Source organism: Maribacter sp. R86514 (assembly GCF_044597005.1).
GTDB lineage: Bacteria > Bacteroidota > Bacteroidia > Flavobacteriales > Flavobacteriaceae > Maribacter.
This window is the reverse complement of sequence record NZ_CP138999.1, coordinates 739,818-759,874: the sequence shown is the minus strand read 5'-3', so window position 1 is coordinate 759,874 and position 20,057 is coordinate 739,818. Positions and strand designations below refer to the sequence as shown.

Annotated in this window: 14 protein-coding genes; 9 read left to right on the top strand and 5 right to left on the bottom strand. The window is 35.5% G+C overall.

The genetic code is table 11. The annotated features are described in order from the left end of the window. Positions 1 to 19: 19 nt before the first annotated feature. Together SJY30_RS03220 and SJY30_RS03215 are read left to right on the top strand one after the other, a co-directional pair. Positions 20 to 1,729, top strand: coding sequence for a phospho-sugar mutase (locus SJY30_RS03220; protein ID WP_396634177.1), 1,710 nt, complete (start codon positions 20 to 22; stop codon positions 1,727 to 1,729). After that, entirely contained in the window at positions 1,729 to 3,555 is a 1,827-nt protein-coding gene (locus SJY30_RS03215) for an ABC transporter ATP-binding protein (protein ID WP_396634176.1), read from the top strand. Before SJY30_RS03220 ends, SJY30_RS03215 begins: the two co-directional genes overlap by 1 nt. A gap of 86 nt (positions 3,556 to 3,641) precedes the next feature. Here the strand turns inward: SJY30_RS03215 and SJY30_RS03210 are convergent, their stop codons facing one another. Next, positions 3,642 to 4,226 (bottom strand): hypothetical protein, encoded by a 585-nt coding sequence (locus SJY30_RS03210; protein WP_396634175.1) that lies wholly within the window; start codon positions 4,224 to 4,226, stop codon positions 3,642 to 3,644. Positions 4,227 to 4,365: 139 nt separating this feature from the next. On the opposite strand from SJY30_RS03210, the gene SJY30_RS03205 reads away from it, so the two are divergent. From SJY30_RS03205 to SJY30_RS03195, 3 genes are read left to right on the top strand one after another with little or no spacing between them, the layout of a single operon-like run. Further along, positions 4,366 to 4,908 (top strand): RNA polymerase sigma factor, encoded by a 543-nt coding sequence (locus tag SJY30_RS03205; protein WP_396634174.1) that lies wholly within the window; start codon positions 4,366 to 4,368, stop codon positions 4,906 to 4,908. Between the two features lie 33 nt (positions 4,909 to 4,941). Then, positions 4,942 to 5,448, top strand: a complete 507-nt coding sequence (locus SJY30_RS03200; RefSeq protein WP_396634173.1) for a hypothetical protein — start codon at positions 4,942 to 4,944, stop codon at positions 5,446 to 5,448. Then, complete coding sequence (locus SJY30_RS03195; RefSeq protein ID WP_396634172.1) at positions 5,441 to 5,878, top strand: hypothetical protein; 438 nt, start codon at positions 5,441 to 5,443, stop codon at positions 5,876 to 5,878. The genes SJY30_RS03200 and SJY30_RS03195 overlap by 8 nt, the downstream gene beginning before the upstream one ends. On the opposite strand, the gene SJY30_RS03190 is transcribed toward SJY30_RS03195, so the two are convergent. After that, positions 5,879 to 6,901 carry a WD40/YVTN/BNR-like repeat-containing protein gene (locus SJY30_RS03190; RefSeq protein WP_396634171.1) on the bottom strand — a complete coding sequence of 341 codons (1,023 nt, stop codon included), beginning with the start codon at positions 6,899 to 6,901 and terminating at the stop codon, positions 5,879 to 5,881. 155 nt (positions 6,902 to 7,056) lie between these two features. Here SJY30_RS03190 and SJY30_RS03185 point away from each other — a divergent pair, with 155 nt between their 5' ends. Further along, positions 7,057 to 8,271 carry an RsmB/NOP family class I SAM-dependent RNA methyltransferase gene (locus SJY30_RS03185; RefSeq protein ID WP_396634170.1) on the top strand — a complete coding sequence of 405 codons (1,215 nt, stop codon included), beginning with the start codon at positions 7,057 to 7,059 and terminating at the stop codon, positions 8,269 to 8,271. Positions 8,272 to 8,351: 80 nt separating this feature from the next. Here SJY30_RS03185 and SJY30_RS03180 read toward each other — a convergent pair whose 3' ends face one another. Both SJY30_RS03180 and SJY30_RS03175 read right to left on the bottom strand, forming a co-directional pair. Continuing rightward, positions 8,352 to 9,944: an amidohydrolase gene (locus tag SJY30_RS03180; protein ID WP_396634169.1), complete on the bottom strand. Its 1,593-nt coding sequence runs from the start codon at positions 9,942 to 9,944 to the stop codon at positions 8,352 to 8,354. Positions 9,945 to 10,111: 167 nt separating this feature from the next. Beyond that, positions 10,112 to 10,612 (bottom strand): winged helix-turn-helix transcriptional regulator, encoded by a 501-nt coding sequence (locus SJY30_RS03175; RefSeq protein ID WP_396634168.1) that lies wholly within the window; start codon positions 10,610 to 10,612, stop codon positions 10,112 to 10,114. Between the two features lie 275 nt (positions 10,613 to 10,887). Here SJY30_RS03175 and purL point away from each other — a divergent pair, with 275 nt between their 5' ends. Beyond that, on the top strand, positions 10,888 to 14,601 hold the full coding sequence (gene purL / locus SJY30_RS03170; protein WP_396634167.1) for a phosphoribosylformylglycinamidine synthase: 3,714 nt from the start codon (positions 10,888 to 10,890) through the stop codon (positions 14,599 to 14,601). Positions 14,602 to 14,680: 79 nt separating this feature from the next. Here the strand turns inward: purL and SJY30_RS03165 are convergent, their stop codons facing one another. Then, positions 14,681 to 17,278: a DUF6923 family protein gene (locus SJY30_RS03165; protein ID WP_396634166.1), complete on the bottom strand. Its 2,598-nt coding sequence runs from the start codon at positions 17,276 to 17,278 to the stop codon at positions 14,681 to 14,683. 253 nt (positions 17,279 to 17,531) lie between these two features. Between SJY30_RS03165 and SJY30_RS03160 the strand changes: the two genes are divergently transcribed. Together SJY30_RS03160 and SJY30_RS03155 are read left to right on the top strand one after the other, a co-directional pair. Then, positions 17,532 to 19,304, top strand: coding sequence for an AMP-dependent synthetase/ligase (locus tag SJY30_RS03160; RefSeq protein WP_396634165.1), 1,773 nt, complete (start codon positions 17,532 to 17,534; stop codon positions 19,302 to 19,304). 301 nt (positions 19,305 to 19,605) lie between these two features. Then, the gene (locus tag SJY30_RS03155) at positions 19,606 to 20,037 is read left to right on the top strand and encodes a MarR family winged helix-turn-helix transcriptional regulator (RefSeq protein WP_396634164.1); all 432 of its coding nucleotides are present in this window, start codon (positions 19,606 to 19,608) and stop codon (positions 20,035 to 20,037) included. The last annotated feature ends 20 nt before the right edge of the window (positions 20,038 to 20,057 follow it).

The following is a 20,057-nucleotide window of genomic DNA, read 5'->3' as shown; positions in this document are numbered from 1 at the left end:
ACATAAAACTATAAACCAAATGGATAACATCCTTGATACCGCTAAAACCTGGTTAACCGATTTTTTCGACCCAGCTGTAAAAAAAGAAATTGAACACCTTATCGCTAACGACAAAGAAGAACTGAACGACCGTTTCTATAAAAATATGGAATTTGGTACCGGTGGTATGAGAGGCGTTATGGGCGTAGGCACAAACCGTATTAATAAATATACCTTAGGTAAAAGTACACAGGGTCTTAGCAACTATTTAAATAAAGTCTACAAAGGCGAGGAAATTAAAGTAGTTATCGCTTTTGATTGCCGTCATAATAGTGACACACTTGCAAGAACGGTGGCAGAAGTCTTTTCTGCCAACAATATTAAAGTTTACTTATTTTCAGATTTACGTACTACCCCAGAACTTTCGTTCGCGGTAAGACATTTAAATTGTCATGCGGGTATCGTATTAACGGCATCACATAATCCACCAGAATACAATGGTTACAAAGTGTACTGGACAGACGGAGGACAAATTGTACCACCACAAGATGGAGAAATTATTTCTGAAATCAATTCTCTTGATTTTGAAGATATAAAATTCAGCCCCAATGATAGCCTTATTGAAGTAATAGACAAAGAAGTTGATGAAGCTTTTATATCCCAATCTGTTGCAGCAGGTAATTTTAATGCCGCTGGAAAAGATGACTTTAAAATTGTATTCACCTCATTACACGGAACTTCAATTACCGCTATTCCAGAAGTATTAAAACGTGGTGGGTATGAAAATGTAACTATCATTGAAGAACAAGCTAAACCTGACGGAAATTTCCCTACGGTTAAATCTCCCAACCCAGAGGAATCAGAAGCACTTTCTATGGCGGTTAAAAAAGCTGAAGAAATTGGTGCAGATATGGTTGTGGGTACAGATCCAGATAGTGACCGTTTAGGTATTGCCGTTCGTAATCTTGATGGTGAAATGGAAATTGTTAACGGAAACCAAGCTATGGTTTTAATGACAAAATTCCTTTTAGAAAAGAAAAAAGAAATAGGATTTAAAGGCAATGAATTTATTGCGACTACTATAGTTTCTACCCCAATGATGGAAGCTATGGCCAAGGCATACGGCGTAGAGTTTAAAACTTCTCTTACCGGGTTTAAATGGATCGGTAAAATGATCAAAGATTTTCCAGATTCTGAGTTTATTGGTGGTGGTGAAGAGAGCTTTGGTTATATGGTAGGTGATTTTGTACGCGATAAAGATGCGGTTACCTCTACCCTATTGGCATGTGAAATTGCTAGTCAAGCAAAAGCTAATGGTAGTTCTTTCTACAAAGACCTAATTCAATGTTATGTTGATTATGGCTTTTACAAGGAACATTTAGTTTCTATTACCAAAAAAGGAATTAGCGGTGCTGAAGAAATTAAGCAAATGTTGATAGATTTCAAGGAAAACCCTGTAGAATCTGTTGCGGGTTCTAAAGTAAAGTGGATTGAAGACTACAACACGTCAATTGCTAAAAACGTTTTAACTGGCGAAGAGAAAACTATTGATATTCCAAAATCTAACGTTTTAATTTACGAAACCGAGGATGGAACTAGAATAGCAGCAAGACCAAGTGGAACAGAGCCAAAGGTAAAATTCTACATCAGTACAAATACCAAATTAGAAAAAACTGAAGATTATAAAAAAGTGGCAGCAGAACTTGACAATAAAGTCAAGAGTATTCTTGCTGAGCTTAATTTAGCTTAATGAACTATTTCAAAAAGATTCTTCGCTTTGCGAAGCCTTATAAGATATATGCAGTTTTAAATATTATATCTAACATCTTTTATGCACTGTTTTCAACATTGGCAATGATTTCATTATTTCCAATGTTGACAGTGTTATTTGACAAAACAGAAGAAGTATACACTAAACCGAAATGGAATGGCATATCTGAAATAAAAGATTTCGGCATAGACTATTTAAACTATTTTGTAACGGAAAGAAGTAAAGATAGCGACCCTGGAGAAGTGCTCTTGTTCATGGTTGGTTTAATTATCACTATGTTCCTTCTAAAAAATCTTTTTAACTATTTAGCTATGTATTTCATTACGTTCTTACGTAATGGCGTACTTAAAGATTTACGTAACGAACTCTACGAAAAGACTGTAGAATTACCTATTTCCTATTATTCTGAAAAGAGAAAAGGCGATACTATAGCCCGTATCACCTCTGATGTGTTAGAAATTCAACATTCATTTTTGTCCATTTTAGAGCTGATTGTCAGGGAACCGTTAACTATAATTTTTACAATTATAGCCATGCTCTCTATTAGTCCGAAATTGACTTTGTTCGTTTTTCTATTTCTTCCGCTTTCGGGTTTTTTGATTTCCTTAATCGGAAAATCGTTAAAACGAAAATCTGACAAGGTTCAAAGTGAGCAAGGTTACTTTCTATCTATTCTTGAAGAAACCTTAGGAGGATTACGAGTTATAAAAGCCTTTAATTCAGAATCTGTATTTGCAAAGAAATTTCAAGCTTCAACTAAACGTTTTTTTAATTTTTCAAATAGCCTGCTAAATCGACAAAATTTGGCATCCCCTACAAGTGAATTTTTTGGTATTGCAGCCATTGGCGTAATTCTATGGTATGGCGGACAAATGGTCTTAGTGGAAAAAACTCTTGAAGGCAGTTTGTTTATTACTTACATGACTTTGTCATATCAAATATTAACTCCTGCTAAAGCTATTAGTAAAGCTTCTTACAGTGTTAAAAAAGGTAACGCAGCAGCAGAACGTGTAATGGAAATTTTAGAAACTGAAAATCCTATTTCTGAAATTGCAAATCCTATAAATCAAGAAACCTTTGATACAGCTGTAAACATTAACAACATCTCTTTTAAATACGAAGATGATTATGTATTAAAAAATTTTAACTTAACAGTTGAAAAAGGGAAAACCGTTGCCCTAGTTGGGCAATCTGGTAGTGGTAAAAGTACCATAGCCAATCTTGTTACTCGCTTCTATGATGTTAATGAGGGTGAAATTAGCATTGATGGCAACAACATTAAAGACCTTAGTAAAAAGTCTTTACGTGGTTTACTGGGGTTAGTTACACAAGACTCTATCTTATTTAATGACACGGTTAAAAACAACATCGGATTAGGAAAAGAGAATGCCACTGATGAAGAAATTATAGAAGCTGCAAAAATTGCCAATGCACATGATTTTATAATGGATTTACCCAATGGCTACGATACCAACATTGGTGATAGCGGCAATAAATTAAGTGGCGGACAAAAACAACGCCTATCTATTTCTAGAGCGGTTTTAAAAAATCCTCCAATCATGATTTTAGACGAAGCCACCTCTGCTTTAGATACCGAAAGCGAGCGCTTGGTACAAGATGCTCTTGAAAAGATGATGAAGAACAGAACTTCTATTGTTATTGCACATAGACTTTCTACTATACAAAATGCAGATACTATTGTTGTACTTCAAAAGGGAGAAATAGTTGAACAGGGTACTCATGCAACGCTATTAGAGCTAAATGGTACTTACAAAAAACTTGTACAAATGCAATCTTTGGTATAAATTTTTATACCAAATTATTCCTAAAAATTATACATTAAAAAAGCCATCTTTTCAGATGGCTTTTTTAATGTATTTTTGATTCTAAACTATCGAGCCACTTTAATATCTACAATCATAATTTGACCGTCGTTACTTTTCATTTTAATAGCACCTTTATGTCCTGCTGCATTCTCAAATAATACAATAGTCGGATAATCTTGAGGACCCATTGCCTCATCTTCATTCTCAATAACTAAGTCAACAAGTGCACTTTCGTCAGTTATAGCATCAAATTCCTCAACCGTCATTTGATCTGCCGTATTTTCCATTTTGGTCGTTGTACCACCTTCTATTTGCTCATCTTGAAACAAATCATCAGGACTCATCCAAAATAAGAAACCAGGATTTGACGGACTCATATCATACCATGCCAAATCAATAGTTGGTGCAATTTCAGCATCAATTTCATTATAAGTGTATAAACTTCCGGTTATTGTAGAAAAGAATCGTTTTGAGTCCAATCCTTCTGTATCTACTTCAAATTCAACATTTTCATAAAGCATAAAACTAGCAAGTTCTGCAACTTCCTCTTCACTTTGCTCCATAACATCTTCGTCATCATTACTACATGATATTATAGATAATGTAGATACAAAAAGACACATCAATAAAAAATTTTTCTTTAAAGTCATAAAATTAAGTTTTGGTTTATTTTAGAACGAATAGATTAGTAAAATATTAGGTTTAGATGCAAAAAGCATTAAAACTTAATCAAAAGATTAAACCTTTGTTTAACTTCATAGTCTAAGGATAAACAAACCTCAATTCTAGGTGATCGAAGAGGAAGAATTAGTATTAGATTTAAAAACAAAAAGCAAGCAGGCGCATGCTTTTGAGGTATTGGTAAATACCTTCAAAGAGCGGCTGTATTGGCAAATACGAAGTATTGTACTAAATCACCAAGACGCAGATGATGTTTTACAAAATACCTTTATTAAAGTTTATAAAAACATAGACGGATTTAAAGGAGACAGCAAACTTTTTTCTTGGATGTACCGTATTGCAACTAATGAGGCTTTAAATTTCATAAAAAAACGAGCTAAACTGCAAGGAGTTTCTGATACTGATTATCAAGATAAATTGGTATCTAACTTAGAAGCAGATGTATATTTTGAAGGTGATGAAATTCAACTTCAACTTCAAAAAGCTATTGCAACGCTTCCTGAAAAACAAAAGCTAGTTTTTAATATGAAATACTTTCAGGAGCTGAAATATGAAGAAATTTCAGAAATACTGGACACTTCCGTAGGTGGTTTAAAAGCATCATACCATTTAGCTGTTAAAAAACTAGAACAGTATTTGAAAGAAGATTAAACCTTTTATATAATTGATTGTCAAACTAGTATCATGAATAAAAACAAAAATAATCCGTTTAAAACTCCAGAGGGCTATTTCGATAGCTTTGAAGATAAACTAATGGATAAATTATCTAAACCAGAAAGCGTTATCCCAAAGGATAGTGCATTTGAAGTGCCTGATAATTATTTTGAGTCTTTCCATGATACTCTTAAAGGAAAACTTGAGAATGAGCCAAAAGTGATTCCGCTTTTTCCTATTAAAAAAATAATAGCCGTAGCTGCCTCAATTGCCGCTATTGTGCTCATAGCTTTAAATTTTAATTGGAATACTCCAAGTGAATTAACTTTTAGCGATTTGGCGAATACCGATATTGAAGCCTATTTTGAAAATAATGATTTTGAACTTTCACCATATGAAATTGCAGAAGTATTACCTGTAACGAATACCGAATATTCAGATATTTTAAACTCACCTTTAGAAAGTGATCACCTTTTAGATTACTTAAATGAAAATGTAAGTGATTTCGATGAACTAAATATTGACTACAATGAATAAATTTATAATAATCATATTCTTATTTGTAACCACTTTCTCTTTTGGACAGAGAAACCAAGATTGGGAGAAAATAAATACTTTAAAAGTAGCTTTCATTACTGAAAAGCTTTCTTTGAATACCAAAGAAGCCCAAGAGTTTTGGCCAGTATATAATGAGTACCAAAAGAAAAGAAATGCTTTACGTAAAAAAAGTCATCATGAAATTAGAAGTAAAATCAAAGACTCTGATGCCTTAACGGAAAAAGAAGCCAAAAATCTCTTAGCATTACATATTCAAATTGAAGAGGAAGAAGAAGCTTTGGATACTAATTTTCTTAAAAATGTTAGTACAGTAATTTCAGCTAAGAAAACACTGCTATTATTAAGATCAGAAGAAGAGTTTAAGCGTCAATTAATGAAGCAATATCGCCATAACAAGGGCGGTAAATAACTACTTAAAGATTAATTTAGATATACGATTCTTACCAGCAGCATAGGCGATGGAATCATTTTTAAAACGTATAGTAAAGAAAGGCTCTTTTGATAGTTCTTTCCAACTTTTACCCATATCAGATGAATACGATATACCTGTAAAACCTATAGCTACAAGCCCATTTCCATTAGTACCTGGCACAAATTGCACACAACTTTTGTAACCCGGTGCAATTCCGTCAGCTACCAAGTTCCAAGTTTTTCCTCCATCTTTGGTAATCGCTTTATTAGCTACAGCATTATCTGGGTCAGTGTAATCTCCGCCAATGGCAAATCCTAAATTTTCATCATAGAAATCTATGGAATAAATACCCTCTGTTGCTTCCGTATTTCTGATGGGAGTTTGATAAGTTTCCCATGATTCCCCCTTATCCAAAGAAAACAGAATTCTTCCAGTTGTGGTCGCCATCCAAATAGTATCCCCTATTGTTTTGATATTAGTGTTACTTGCTGCATAAGCTCCTTCACCATCAATACCTTCCGGTAATTGAGAGCATGGCAATTTTGTCCAAGTAAGTCCACCATCCAAAGTTCTAATAACACTTAAACATCCGTTTACAGAATCTCCTATGGCAATTCCGTCCTTATCGTTCATAAAAGTCATGGCATCATAAAAAACACCTTCTCCCTCCTCTTTATAAACTAGCTCCATTCTACCGTTTTCCCCTGTTTTATAAAGGAGTGCAGGCGACTCAATTGAAAGCATAAAAAAATCGGTATTCGTATGAGCTACTGCCCTAAACGAAGGTACACTTGTGTGGTATTTTTCGATATTTGCCCGTACTTTACCAGTAACCAAATCCACAGTACCAAACGTGCCTTTATTTGCAGCGAATGCCAAACTATTACCCATCAATTCTATAGCCCTAATACTTAAAGAATCTGAATATATGGTTTCAATATCTACCGTATTAAACGTAGTTGGATGCTTACTTTCTGAACATGAACACATCAAAATGATTAAAAGAAAAATATAACGCATAGGATTATGGTATAAAGTTGCTCAAAAATAAATGGAATCGCTTCTAAAACAATACCTTTGCAGCCATAAATTTTTGAAGGACATAAGCCTATCTAATCGATAATCAATACAATGACGGCTTCAAACCTTCTGATAAAGTAATAATAGCTACTCTAATGAAATTACACAGAAATTTGGTGTTTGCCGTAATAGACGCCTTAAACCTTATCTTCAACGAAAACGAATATGCCGATAAGGTGGTTCAAAAAGTACTACGATACGATAAGCGATGGGGCTCTAGAGACCGAGGTTTTATTGCCGAGACCACTTATGAAATGGTACGCTACAAACGTTTATATACTGAAATAGCAGAGGTAAAAGCTCCTTTTAGCAGACCTGATCTTTTTCGTATGTGGGCTGTTTGGGCAGTTTTAAAAGGTATTAAATTACCAGATTGGAAACAGATAGAACCTACACCTGAGCGAAGAATTAAAGGAAAATTCGACGAGCTTTCTCAAATTAGAAAATTTAGAGAAGCTGTGCCGGATTGGATCGATGAGTTATGTGAAAAAGCTTTGGGTGAAAAATTATGGACCGAAGAGCTAGCCAAACTAAATCAGCCTGCAGAAGTAATATTGCGTACCAATACTTTAAGAACAAACAAAGAAGAATTGCGTAAAGCATTATTGGACGAAAATATTGTTGCCGAACCTATAAGAGGGTATGCCTCTGCCTTAAAATTGGTTGAAAGAGCAAATGTTTTTGTTACCCAAGCTTTTAAAAACGGAATGTTCGAAGTACAAGATGCTTCATCACAATTGGTTGCCGAGTTCTTAGATGTGGAACCTGGGCAACGTGTGGTTGATACTTGTGCCGGTGCCGGTGGAAAATCACTACACTTAGCGGCATTAATGGAAAACAAAGGGCAATTGATTTCTATGGATATTTACGGCAGTAAATTGAAAGAACTTAAAAGACGTGCCAGACGTAATGGCGCACACAATATTGAAGTTCGCGAAATAGATTCTACAAAGGTATACAAGAAACTTTATGGTAGCGCCGATAGAGTACTTATTGATGCACCCTGTACGGGGCTTGGAGTACTAAGAAGAAATCCGGATTCTAAATGGAAAATGAAGCCTGAATTTCTTGATAAAATTGTAAAAACCCAGCATGAAATCATTAGAAACTATAGTAAAATAGTGAAACCAGGCGGAAAAATGGTTTATGCTACTTGTTCTATTCTTCCTCAAGAAAACAGCCACCAAGTGCAGTCTTTCTTGAAGTCTGAAGAAGGAAAAGATTTTACTTTGGTAAGAGACAAAAAGATATATGCTTCTAAAAGTGGCTATGATGGCTTTTATATGGCCTTGCTAGAAAAAAGTATTTAAGCCTTAGATGCATATAAATAAAAAAGCCTTTAAATTTGAATGAATTTAAAGGCTTTTTTTGGCGGATAGTATTTAGTTACCTAATCTTTTAAAGTAGGATATTCAATACCCAATTGCTCCAAATAAGTATCGTACTTTGTTTCGTCATAATAGTATTTTTCCAATTCTGAACGAAACTGATCTTGCTTATCCTTGTTCAAATAAATTGGAGGTAAATCACTTTCAGAAATCATAGGGCGATACTTTGTCTCTTTTTGCTGCTCGTTATTAAAATAATCCCATGCACCTTCTAATAAATCTGGCTTCAATAAAAAGTCTATTATAGTCATAGCCTCTACTTTTGCACCTGCCACTACCCCTTTATGGGCAATTGGTGTTGCCATTGTTATAGCGTTACTCCAATGATGCCCTTGCAATCCTGGGATGTTAGATGGATACCTCAACGTTACCGTGGGTACCTTCCAAGAAATATCGCCAATATCATCTGATCCACCACTAATTGGTTCCAAGACCGGCAGTCCTAATTCTGCCAATTTAAGCGGTAAACCTTCTATCTTTTCAGAATTCACTTCTTTTTGCACTGCCTTAGCCAGTTGTTGATCTGCTTCAGACCAATCTGGCAATCCTACTTCTTTTATATTGGAATACATAGTTTCTGCAATGACCTTATTATAATGTCTTGGCCATGCCGTACCTAAAACCTTAGAAGTCATTGTAGTTCCTGTCATTAATGCTGCGCCTTTAGCCATATCATTAGCCATGGCGTACATTTCCATAATTCCCTCATACTTAATATCTCTAAAATAGAACCATACCGCCGCTTTTGACGGTACCACGTTAGGTTGATCACCAGCATCCGTAAAAATAGAATGCGAACGTTTTAAAGGATGTAGATGCTCTCTCTTATAATTCCAAGCAATATTCATTAACTCTGCAGCATCTAAGGCACTTTTACCTCTCCATGGCGAGCCTGCGGAGTGAGCAGCTTCACCATCAAACGAATATTCTACAGATATTAATCCCGTACCTCTTGTTGGTCCATAAGAAACACCAAGATTATTACCAACATGTGTGAAAATGCACATATCAATATCATCAAAACGCCCATCTCTTACATACCATGCTTTAGCAGCCACTAGCTCTTCTGCAATACCTGGCCATACCAGTAAGGTTCCACCTATATTTTCGCGTTCCATTATTTTCTTTACCGCAAGGGCCGAAGTTATATTCATAGGTATACCGGAATTATGACCTTCGCCATGACCCGGTGCTCCTTCAACTATCGGCTTGTGATAAGCAACTCCTGGATATTGAGATGCCTTAGGTATACAATCCACATCACTACCCAAAGCAATTGTTGGTCCTTCTCCATTACTCCAAGTGGCGAACCAAGCTGTAGGAATACCAGAAATCGAGTGCTCTATTTCAAATCCGTTTTCCGCTAAAATTCCAGTTAAGTATTTAGAAGATTCCACTTCCTGAAATCCTAGTTCTGAAAAGCTAAAAATCTTATCGACCATAACCTGAGCAAGCTTTTTGTTGTCATCGACCAACGCCGCTACTTCGGTTTTTAATTTTTCAATTTGTTTTTTTGACTTTTTCTGCTTCGCATAAGTAAAGCTTAAGGTGAGTAAACAGCATGCGACTGCTAATAGCGTAGTTCTTTGTTTCATGATGGTTTTTTGAATTAGTTGCTAGAAGTTACATAAATTGATGATTACATATGCATAAACAATCAATTTTTGTCTAATTCAAAACCTAAGTAATCTATTTTAAAATAATACGGATTATACACGGCATTAAAATCCATATTTAAAAACTTAGAATAATTTTCAAAAAACTAAAAAAGTGGCAATTGCTGATTTTGTGGAACTTTTGGAGCTTCCTTTTCTTCAGCATCTTTTTTAATCTTCGGAGTTTCCTTTGCTTTTGGCGCTTCTTTTACTTCTGGTACCTCTGTTATTTCTGGCTCTTCGTTTATTTCTGATATTGTATTGACTTCTACAACTTCTGATATTACTACCGTCTCAGCTAGTTGGTTCTGTCCCCATTGAGTTATTGCTTCAACAACCGGAAGTAGTGATTTACCCAACGATGTCAATGTATATTCTACACGTGGCGGAATTTCACCATATAAAGTACGATCCAAAATACCAGAACGCTCTAAAGACTTTAATTGCTTGCTTAACATCTGCCGATTAATGCCTTCTATTTCCGAAAAAAGCTTATTAAATCTATTGGTACCTTTATTAACGTGATACAGAATAATTGGCTTCCACTTACCACCTATCATTTCCATACCATAATCAAGTGCTTGAGTCTCAATATTTTGTTTCGCCATACTATTTGCAATTTTCCAACAATTAAATTATACTGTAAATTAATAAACTTAACTTTAGTCTAACAAACATACTATTTATATGTTTATAGTTAAAATCTAATTTTCAGACTTTAAAGTATTGCTTTATAAATATTTTAAAGCCAGCCAATAAAGATAAAACAAAATCTTACTTATTTCATTAACAATTACTGTTTAAAAGTGTTTCAATTTACCGTAAATAGTAGCTAGTAAAGTCTTAATTTTGTAATTCAAAAATCAATACCAGACACACTACAATGATTCACTTTTTTGGGGAACCTAGCAAAAAGGTTTTTGCGGTACAGACCGCTAAGGAACTATCATCTGAAGATATAAGTAAACTTATATGGTTGTTCGGCAACCAACCTAAAATAAATGCGGCGTCTCTTGACGCCTTTTTTGTTGGTCCTAGAGCCGCAATGATTACTCCTTGGAGTACCAATGCCACTGAGATTACTCAAAATATGGGAGTTTCGGGAATTATTCGGATTGAAGAATTTAATGCCGTAGCAGAAGAATTTTCAGGATTCGACCCTATGATTTCTCAGAAATACAGCACATTAAATCAAGAGGTATTCGATATTCATATAGCACCAAAACCTATCTTAAATATTGAAGATATCGCTGCCTTCAACAAACAAGAAGGCTTAGCCCTTAACGATGAAGAAGTTGATTATCTAGAAAACCTGAGCAAGAAATTAGGTAGAAAACTTACCGACTCTGAGGTATTCGGGTTCAGCCAGGTAAATTCTGAACACTGTAGGCACAAAATATTCAATGGCACTTTTGTCATTGACGGTGAAGAAATGCCTTCTTCGCTATTTAAGCTGATTAAGAAAACTTCTCAAGAGTTTCCTAATGATATCGTTTCTGCTTACAAAGACAATGTTGCGTTTGTAAAAGGACCTAGAGTAATGCAATTTGCTCCCAAAACAGCAGACAAGCCAGATTACTATCAGGAGAAAGAGTTTGACTCCGTAATTTCTATTAAGGCGGAAACACACAATTTCCCTACTACTGTAGAGCCTTTTAACGGTGCCGCAACTGGTGCGGGTGGAGAAATAAGAGATAGACTAGCTGGAGGTAAAGGTTCTTTACCTCTTGCTGGTACGGCTGTTTACATGACAGCATACTCTCGCTTAGAAAAAGAAAGACCTTGGGAAAAGGGAATGAAAGAAAGAGATTGGCTATACCAAACACCAATGGATATTCTTATAAAAGCTTCTAATGGTGCTTCTGACTTTGGGAACAAATTTGGACAGCCTCTAATTTCCGGATCGGTTCTTACGTTCGAATATGATGAAGCTTCTACTCCGTTTGAATCTTCAGAAGATAAGACTTCGGCTTCGCTCAGTCACCGTAGGCTGGGTTACGATAAAGTAATAATGCAAGCAGGTGGTATTGGGTATGGTAAAGTTGAGCAAGCTATTAAAGATAAGCCAGAAACAGATAACAAAATTGTAATTCTAGGTGGCGACAATTACCGTATAGGTATGGGCGGTGCCGCTGTTTCTAGTGCTGATACGGGTGAATTTAGCTCTGCTATTGAACTTAATGCCGTACAACGTTCTAATCCTGAAATGCAAAAAAGAGCTGCCAATGCCATTCGTGGTATGGTAGAAAGTGATGAAAACACCATTGTTTCTATCCATGATCACGGAGCCGGCGGACACCTGAACTGTTTATCTGAACTTGTAGAGGAAACTGGTGGTAAAATAGATTTAGATAAATTACCTGTTGGTGACCCTACCCTATCCGCTAAAGAAATTATAGGAAACGAATCTCAAGAACGTATGGGTCTTGTAATCGGTAAAAATGATGTAGACCTCTTAAAACGAATTGCTGACCGTGAGCGTTCACCAATGTATGAAGTTGGTGATGTTACTGGTGACGACCGTTTTACTTTTGAATCTAAAACCAACGGTGCTAAGCCTATGGATTTAGCGTTGTCAGATATGTTCGGTAGCTCTCCCAAAACAGTGATGACAGATAGTACCGTAAAACGCGATTATAAAAATGCAGCGTATTCATTGGAATTTTTCCATGATTACCTGGATGCCGTTCTTCAACTAGAAGCCGTTGCCAGTAAAGATTGGCTTACAAACAAGGTTGACCGTTGTGTTGGTGGTCGTGTTGCAAAACAACAATGTGTTGGTCCGTTACAACTACCGTTGAACAACTGCGGGGTAATGGCGTTGGATTTTAAAGGAAAAGAAGGAATCGCCACTAGTATTGGGCACTCTCCTATTTCTGCATTGATTGACCCTGCTGCAGGTAGTAAAAATAGTATTGCGGAATCATTGACCAATTTGGTTTGGGCTCCGCTTAAAGACGGATTAGCTTCTGTATCACTTTCTGCCAACTGGATGTGGCCTTGCAAAAATGAAGGTGAAGATGCACGACTATACAAAGCTGTACAGGCTGTATCTAATTTTGCTATCGATTTAGGCATTAACGTACCTACGGGAAAGGATTCCCTTTCCATGAAGCAAAAATATAAAGATGGTGATGTTATCTCTCCTGGTACCGTAGTAATTTCAGCTGCCGGTAATTGTAGTGATATTACTAAAGTGGTTGAGCCAGTTTTACAGAAAGGCGCTGGTTCTATCTACTACATCAACCTATCTAAAGATAACTTTAAATTAGGCGGTTCTTCTTTTGCCCAAACTAGAAATAGTATTGGCAACGAAACTCCTACCATCACTGATTCGGCTTACTTCAAAACTGTTTTTAATTCTATTCAATCTTTAATTAAAGAGGATAAAATAGTTGCAGGACATGATGTTGCTTCTGGCGGATTAATTACGACTTTATTAGAACTTTGTTTTGCCGATACAAATTTAGGAGCTCAATTAGATTTAACCGGACTTGGAGAACCAGATACAATTAAAGTATTGTTTTCTGAAAATGCAGGTATTGTTTTTCAATCTAAAGATGATAGCGTTGAAACTATATTGAAGTCTAAGAATATTGATGTCAGAAAAATTGGAACAGTTTCTAATGAAGCAACACTTACCGTTAAAAACAACGGTATGGAAATGGGACTTAACATTGAAAGCCTTCGTGACACTTGGTTCAAAACATCGTACTTACTAGATAATCAGCAAACTGCAAACGATTTAGCAAAAGATAGATTTGATAATTATAAAGTTCAGCCTTTACAATACAAATTTCCAAGTTCAGCAGCTATAACACTACCAAACCGTTCAGAAATTTCAAGTAGACCAAAAGCAGCTATTCTACGCGAAAAAGGAAGTAATTCTGAGCGTGAAATGGCAAATGCTATGTATTTAGCAGGATTTGATGTAAAAGACGTTCATATGACCGATTTAATTTCTGGTCGTGAGAATTTAGAGGATATTCAATTTTTAGGTGCTGTTGGTGGTTTCTCCAACTCTGACGTGCTAGGTAGTGCAAAAGGATGGGCCGGAGCTATTAAGTATAACGAGAAGGCAAACACGGTTATAAAAAACTTCTTTGCCAGACCAGATACGTTATCTGTAGGTATTTGTAACGGATGTCAGTTGTTTATGGAGTTGGATTTAATTAATCCTGAGCATGAATCCCACGGTAAAATGACGTACAACGATTCTCATAAGCACGAGAGTAATTTTACATCCGTAGAAATTCAGAAAAATAACTCTGTAATGCTTTCTTCTTTAGAAGGTAGTAAACTTGGAGTATGGATTTCTCATGGTGAGGGTAAATTTGCTTTACCACTATCTGAAGAGAATTATTATATTGTAGCTAAATATGGTTACGAAGGTTACCCGGCAAACCCGAATGGTAGTGATTTCAACACCGCTATGCTTTGCGATAAAACTGGTCGTCACTTAGTAACTATGCCACATATAGAACGTTCTATCTTTCCATGGAACTGGGCACATTATCCAACGGATAGAACTGATGAAGTTTCACCATGGTTAGAAGCGTTTAAAAATGCTAAAACGTGGGTTGATAATCAGAAATAGCCATTGCATATTCATAAAAAAGCAAAAGCTGTGCACTCCCATGTCTGGGGTACACAGCTTTTTTTACAACCAAAACGTATTATCTAACCAACAATCTACCGCTCCATGTTTTTTCACTAGAGTTTTGTAGTTTGTATAGGTATAACCCTGGGAATAAGTCTTTTCTTTTTATCGTTATTTCATTCTGCCCTGCTACACTTTCACCTTCCATATGGTGGTTACCAAGTAATCTGCCACTCAAAGAATAAATATCTAACTGATAGGTATCTGCCTTTTCTTCAAAAAAGTATAAACTAGAACTTTCTATCATTGGGTTCGGATATACAATTGACTTATTCAAATCTGAATCTACAAACTCTTGACCCAGCTCACGATTATGAAAATCTATATTTTGTAGCTCGATAGACTTCTCTTCTGCATATCCATTTTCGGCAACTAGATTAAAGGAAAGTACTTTTATATCAGAGAAATCAGTACCCGCATCTAAGTCATTTTTAAAATCGGTTGCAGATAAGGTATATTCACCCATTTCACCATCTAAGCCAATACTAGTTTTATATATTGAACCGTCACCCTTTATCAACTGCACATCTAAATTACCGGTTCCTTTTGCCTCAAAACTTACTTTACCATAATCACTTAAATTTACAGCGGTAAACCTAGGGCTCAAAGCACGATACACACCTAAATAAGTACTTGTAGTGCCTTCTAATTTTATATTTCTTTCTATAGGATAACCATCACCTACATAAGGACCATCGGCGGGCAAAACTTCATACGTTTCAACATTGGTATCATTTGCCAAGTCATCTAGACCCCATGGTGCATCTGCTACGAACAAGTCGTCTGGCGTGGTACCTAAACCTGCACTTATTCTAAAACCAAGATCGAACAAGGTGCCGGTTTTAAGAGCAACGGCATCTAAATATCCATCTATATCCGCTGATACCCCCAGCACTTCGGTATCACTGGTTTCAGTAAGCTTTAAGCCACCCTCCAAGTTAATACTTTGCGAATTATTATTGTTTACGATATTCAGTAACACTTCACCATTTTTATAGCTTGCCGACTTTACGAATACCGGCGGAGGCGTTGACCCGTTGTACTGCGTGATATCAGCATTAACCTCTAGTAGATTTAAAATTTCATCTGCCAATAACAATAAATCGTCTACGGAATTCGACCAGATTTGAAAATTGTAATAAGATGTCTCATTGGCATAGGCATCAATATTCCAATGCGATTCTATCGTAAATTTATCATCGTCATTTACTCTTGCTGAAAAAGTCAATGCGAATTCTAAACTACCATCAGGTTGTTTAATGATCGACTTAATAAAATCTTTTTCACGTAATTGAATATTAGAAACCGATAATAATTGCGCACCAAGAAAACGATCACAAATGAACTTGCTATGCTCATAAACCGCATTATCTGTTTTAATGACCATTAACGACCCTAAATTTTCAGTACCGCTTAGATAATCAACCGAATAAATATCGGAGGCGTTTGTTAAATCGAGTAAATCTGAAGGCGAAGATTCTATAGTACTTGTTTCACCAACGATACCCAGTGGCACTAAACTGCTTAAAGGAATTTCATTTATCGCGGTTTTAGAACTTAATCCGTAATAAGCATTCTTAACTACTTTTTTTGCCGTTTCTTTATTAAAGACATAATTGGATTTAGCCCTATTAAAATTTCTTTTACTAATTAAATTCGCCAATCTATCATTACTTTCCAAGCCTCCTTTACTGGCACTGGAAGTAGTAACGATTACAGGGCATGATGCCACACCAGAACATGAAGGATCGTCGCAATCCACTAGTCCATCACCATCATCATCTATTCCGTTCATACAATCTTCTTGCGGTACGGGAGCTGTTGGGCAACGTGCACCATCATTACTAGAAGCTGCCGGACCAAACGCAAAAATATTAGAGTTCATATTTCCATTAGAAATATCTTGAACATTCTCTATTTTATATACAGACCCGGTTTGGTTAGCAGATATGTAAAAGTTACCATCTACATCAAAATAAACCGCACCAAAAGTGTAGCTTAAACCTTCAAGAATAGGCACTTCCCCTAAATTATAAACCTTACCGGTTGCAGGGTCGATTTTATATAGTTTTCTTGATTTCCCTTCTACTGTGTATAAATTGCCATCTGCAGCATTAAAAGCCCAATCTGCAATACCAAGACTTTGACTTAATTCAAATGCACCCAAATATTCTAGATATGTTGGCGAAGCAGGATTGATATCGACTTTGAAGTAAGAGAAACCTCCTGCCTTAAAATAATAAACACCATCAGGTGAAATATCACCGACATATTTATTACCTGTTGGTAATTCTGGAATTGTATATTGATTTACCGTGTAATCTTTTCCAATTCTTACAATTGTGCTTGATGGGGTAGATAGGTATCCCCATAAATAACCATCGGTTGCATTATAACCAACACCGTTTACATTGCCCGGTGTTATATTTTCTGCAACTAAATAAGAACTACCCGACGCAAGATCTAAGGCATAAATATCATTATATTGAAACAAATATGCATTGTAATCGCAATTGAACGGTTCGGTTTTAGCACTAATGCCAAATGGTAAAATAATACCGGCAATGATGATTGTTAACTTTAAGTACAATTTAGGTAAGTAGTTTTTTTCCATTATGCTACAATTTGGGACAAATAATATTTCTCAAATCTAAAATATATTTTTAAAGAATTTTCTTACAAATATTTAAGACGTATACATAACACGTTCAAATACAATTTATTGTAGATAAATGGTAAAATTCGACGTATGATATGCTAATAAGCTCTAATTAAGAATATTGTAATGAGATGCTGATTTATTTAACAATACAATTTTAAAATATGGAGTTCTTTCACTATTTTGCAATTCTTATTAGAAATTAAGTATGCAAAAAGTTACCCGTCTTTTTGACTTTCCATATTATCAGCTTGAAAAGCATGCCTTAAAAGAGGCATTGGTGTCAAAAACAAATGGCGAGTGGATTAAAACATCTACTCAAGAATACATAGATAGAGCAAACACTATTAGTCGAGGGCTTTTACGCCTTGGGGTAAAACCCAATGACAAGATTGCCGTAATATCACTTACCAATAGAACGGAATGGAATATTATGGATATTGGCATTCTTCAACTAGGCGCACAAAATGTTCCAATTTATCCGACAATCTCAGAAGAGGATTATGCATATGTGCTAAATCATTCAGAGGCAAAATTCTGTTTTGTTTCTTGTAACGAAGTACATGAAAAAGTATCTGCAATTAAAGATCAAGTTAAAAGTTTAGAAAATATTTATTCTTTCGATGAACTTTCTAACTGCGATAATTGGGAAAAAGTTCTTGAATTAGGTGCCGATACATCTAACCAAGGCGAGGTAGAAAATTTAATGAACACGGTTACACCTAATGATCTGGCAACATTAATCTATACCTCTGGTACGACCGGTAGACCTAAAGGTGTTATGCTATCACATAACAATTTGGTAACTAACGCTATTGAAAGCTCTAAACGCTTTCCAATAGAAGATGGCAAAACCAAAGCATTAAGCTTTTTGCCCCTTTGTCATGTTTATGAAAGAATGTTGATTTACCTATATCAATATAGAGGGGTTTCTATTTATTATGCAGAGTCTCTTGAGAAAATAAGCGACAACCTTAAAGAAACCAGTCCGCATGTAATGACAGCGGTTCCTAGACTTTTAGAGAAAGTATACGATAAAATATATACCAAAGGTACAGAGCTTACCGGCATAAAGAAGAAATTGTTCTTTTGGGCGGTGGACATAGGACTGGAATATGAACCATATGGACAAAATGGTTGGTGGTATGAAAAGAAACTATCTATAGCGAGAAAATTAATTTTCAGTAAATGGAAAGAAGGTTTAGGAGGAAACCTTGGCTTAATAGCATCTGGTAGTGCCGCATTGCAACCACGATTATCAAGAATATTCAATGCTGCTGAATTCGGACTAATGGAAGGCTACGGACTATCTGAAACTTCGCCGGTAATATCAGTAAACGATATGCGCGAAGGAGGATTTAAAATCGGTACTGTTGGTAAACCCATTGGACAAACCGAAGTCAAGATAGCCTCTGACGGTGAAATCTGTATTAAAGGCCCGCAAGTAATGATGGGCTATTATAAAGATGAAGAAAAAACCAAAGAGGTCATTGTAGATGGTTATTTCTTAACTGGGGATATCGGTGAACTGGACAGCGAAGGATTCTTAAAAATTACCGACCGCAAGAAGGAAATGTTCAAGACCTCTGGTGGTAAATATGTAGCGCCACAGCTTTTAGAAAATCGTTTTAAGCAATCAAGGTTTATTGAACAGATTATGGTTGTTGGTGAAGGTGAAAAAATGCCCGCAGCTTTAATTCAACCAGATTTTGAGTTTTTAAAAGAATGGGCTTCAATACATCATATTACAGTTTCTGACAACGCCAGTCTTATAACCAATGAAAAGGTCTTAAAACGATATCAACAAGAAATTGATGAGGCAAATGAAAAATTTGCGAAATGGGAGAAAGTAAAACAATTTAGACTTACACCAGATGCATGGAGTATGGAAGGCGGACACCTTACCCCTACCATGAAGTTGAAAAGAAAAATTATCAAGCAGAAATACATGGCGCTATATAATGACATCTATGAGCATTGATAGTATTTAAAAGCTATTTTACAGGTAATAAAAACACCCAATTAAGATTCAGAAATGATACTTACTTGGGTGTTTTTAGTTATAAATGTTCATTTCATTAATCGCAATACCATATAATGAATACTTCATTCTAATCCTATATAGTCAATAAACACACCGCTATATTATGTAAATGGCAAAATATCATATAAATAATTATGAACTACTATTTCTCTATAATTACTTCTTAACTAAAATTTAAACTAAATTTATTATGCATGCATAATAAATTTTCTTATATTTGAAAACCAACTAAAAGAGTATGAAAGATGCAACAATAGATTATGCATTAAGAGCTACTTGGCAAGCAGTAGCAAGAATGTATAATGAAGAAGCAAAGAATTTTGATTCTACTATGGCTGTTGGCTTTACCTTATTGAGTATTGATCCAAAGACTGGCACACCATCTACTTCACTAGGTCCAAAAATGGGAATGGAGGCTACGAGCCTTTCTAGAATTTTGAAGAGTATGGAACAAAAAGGTTTAATACTAAGAAAACCAAACCCAAAGGATGGCAGAGGGGTTCTTATTTACTTAACCGATTTTGGTTTGGAAAAAAGAAATGATTCAAAAAGTACCGTTTTACGATTTAACGAGGCAGTAAAAAATGAAGTCACCGAAGAAAAATTAGAATCTTTTTTTGAAGTCACCGATGCCATCAATAAGCTTATTGCAGACAAAAAATTATTTTAAAACAACTTATCAAATTAATA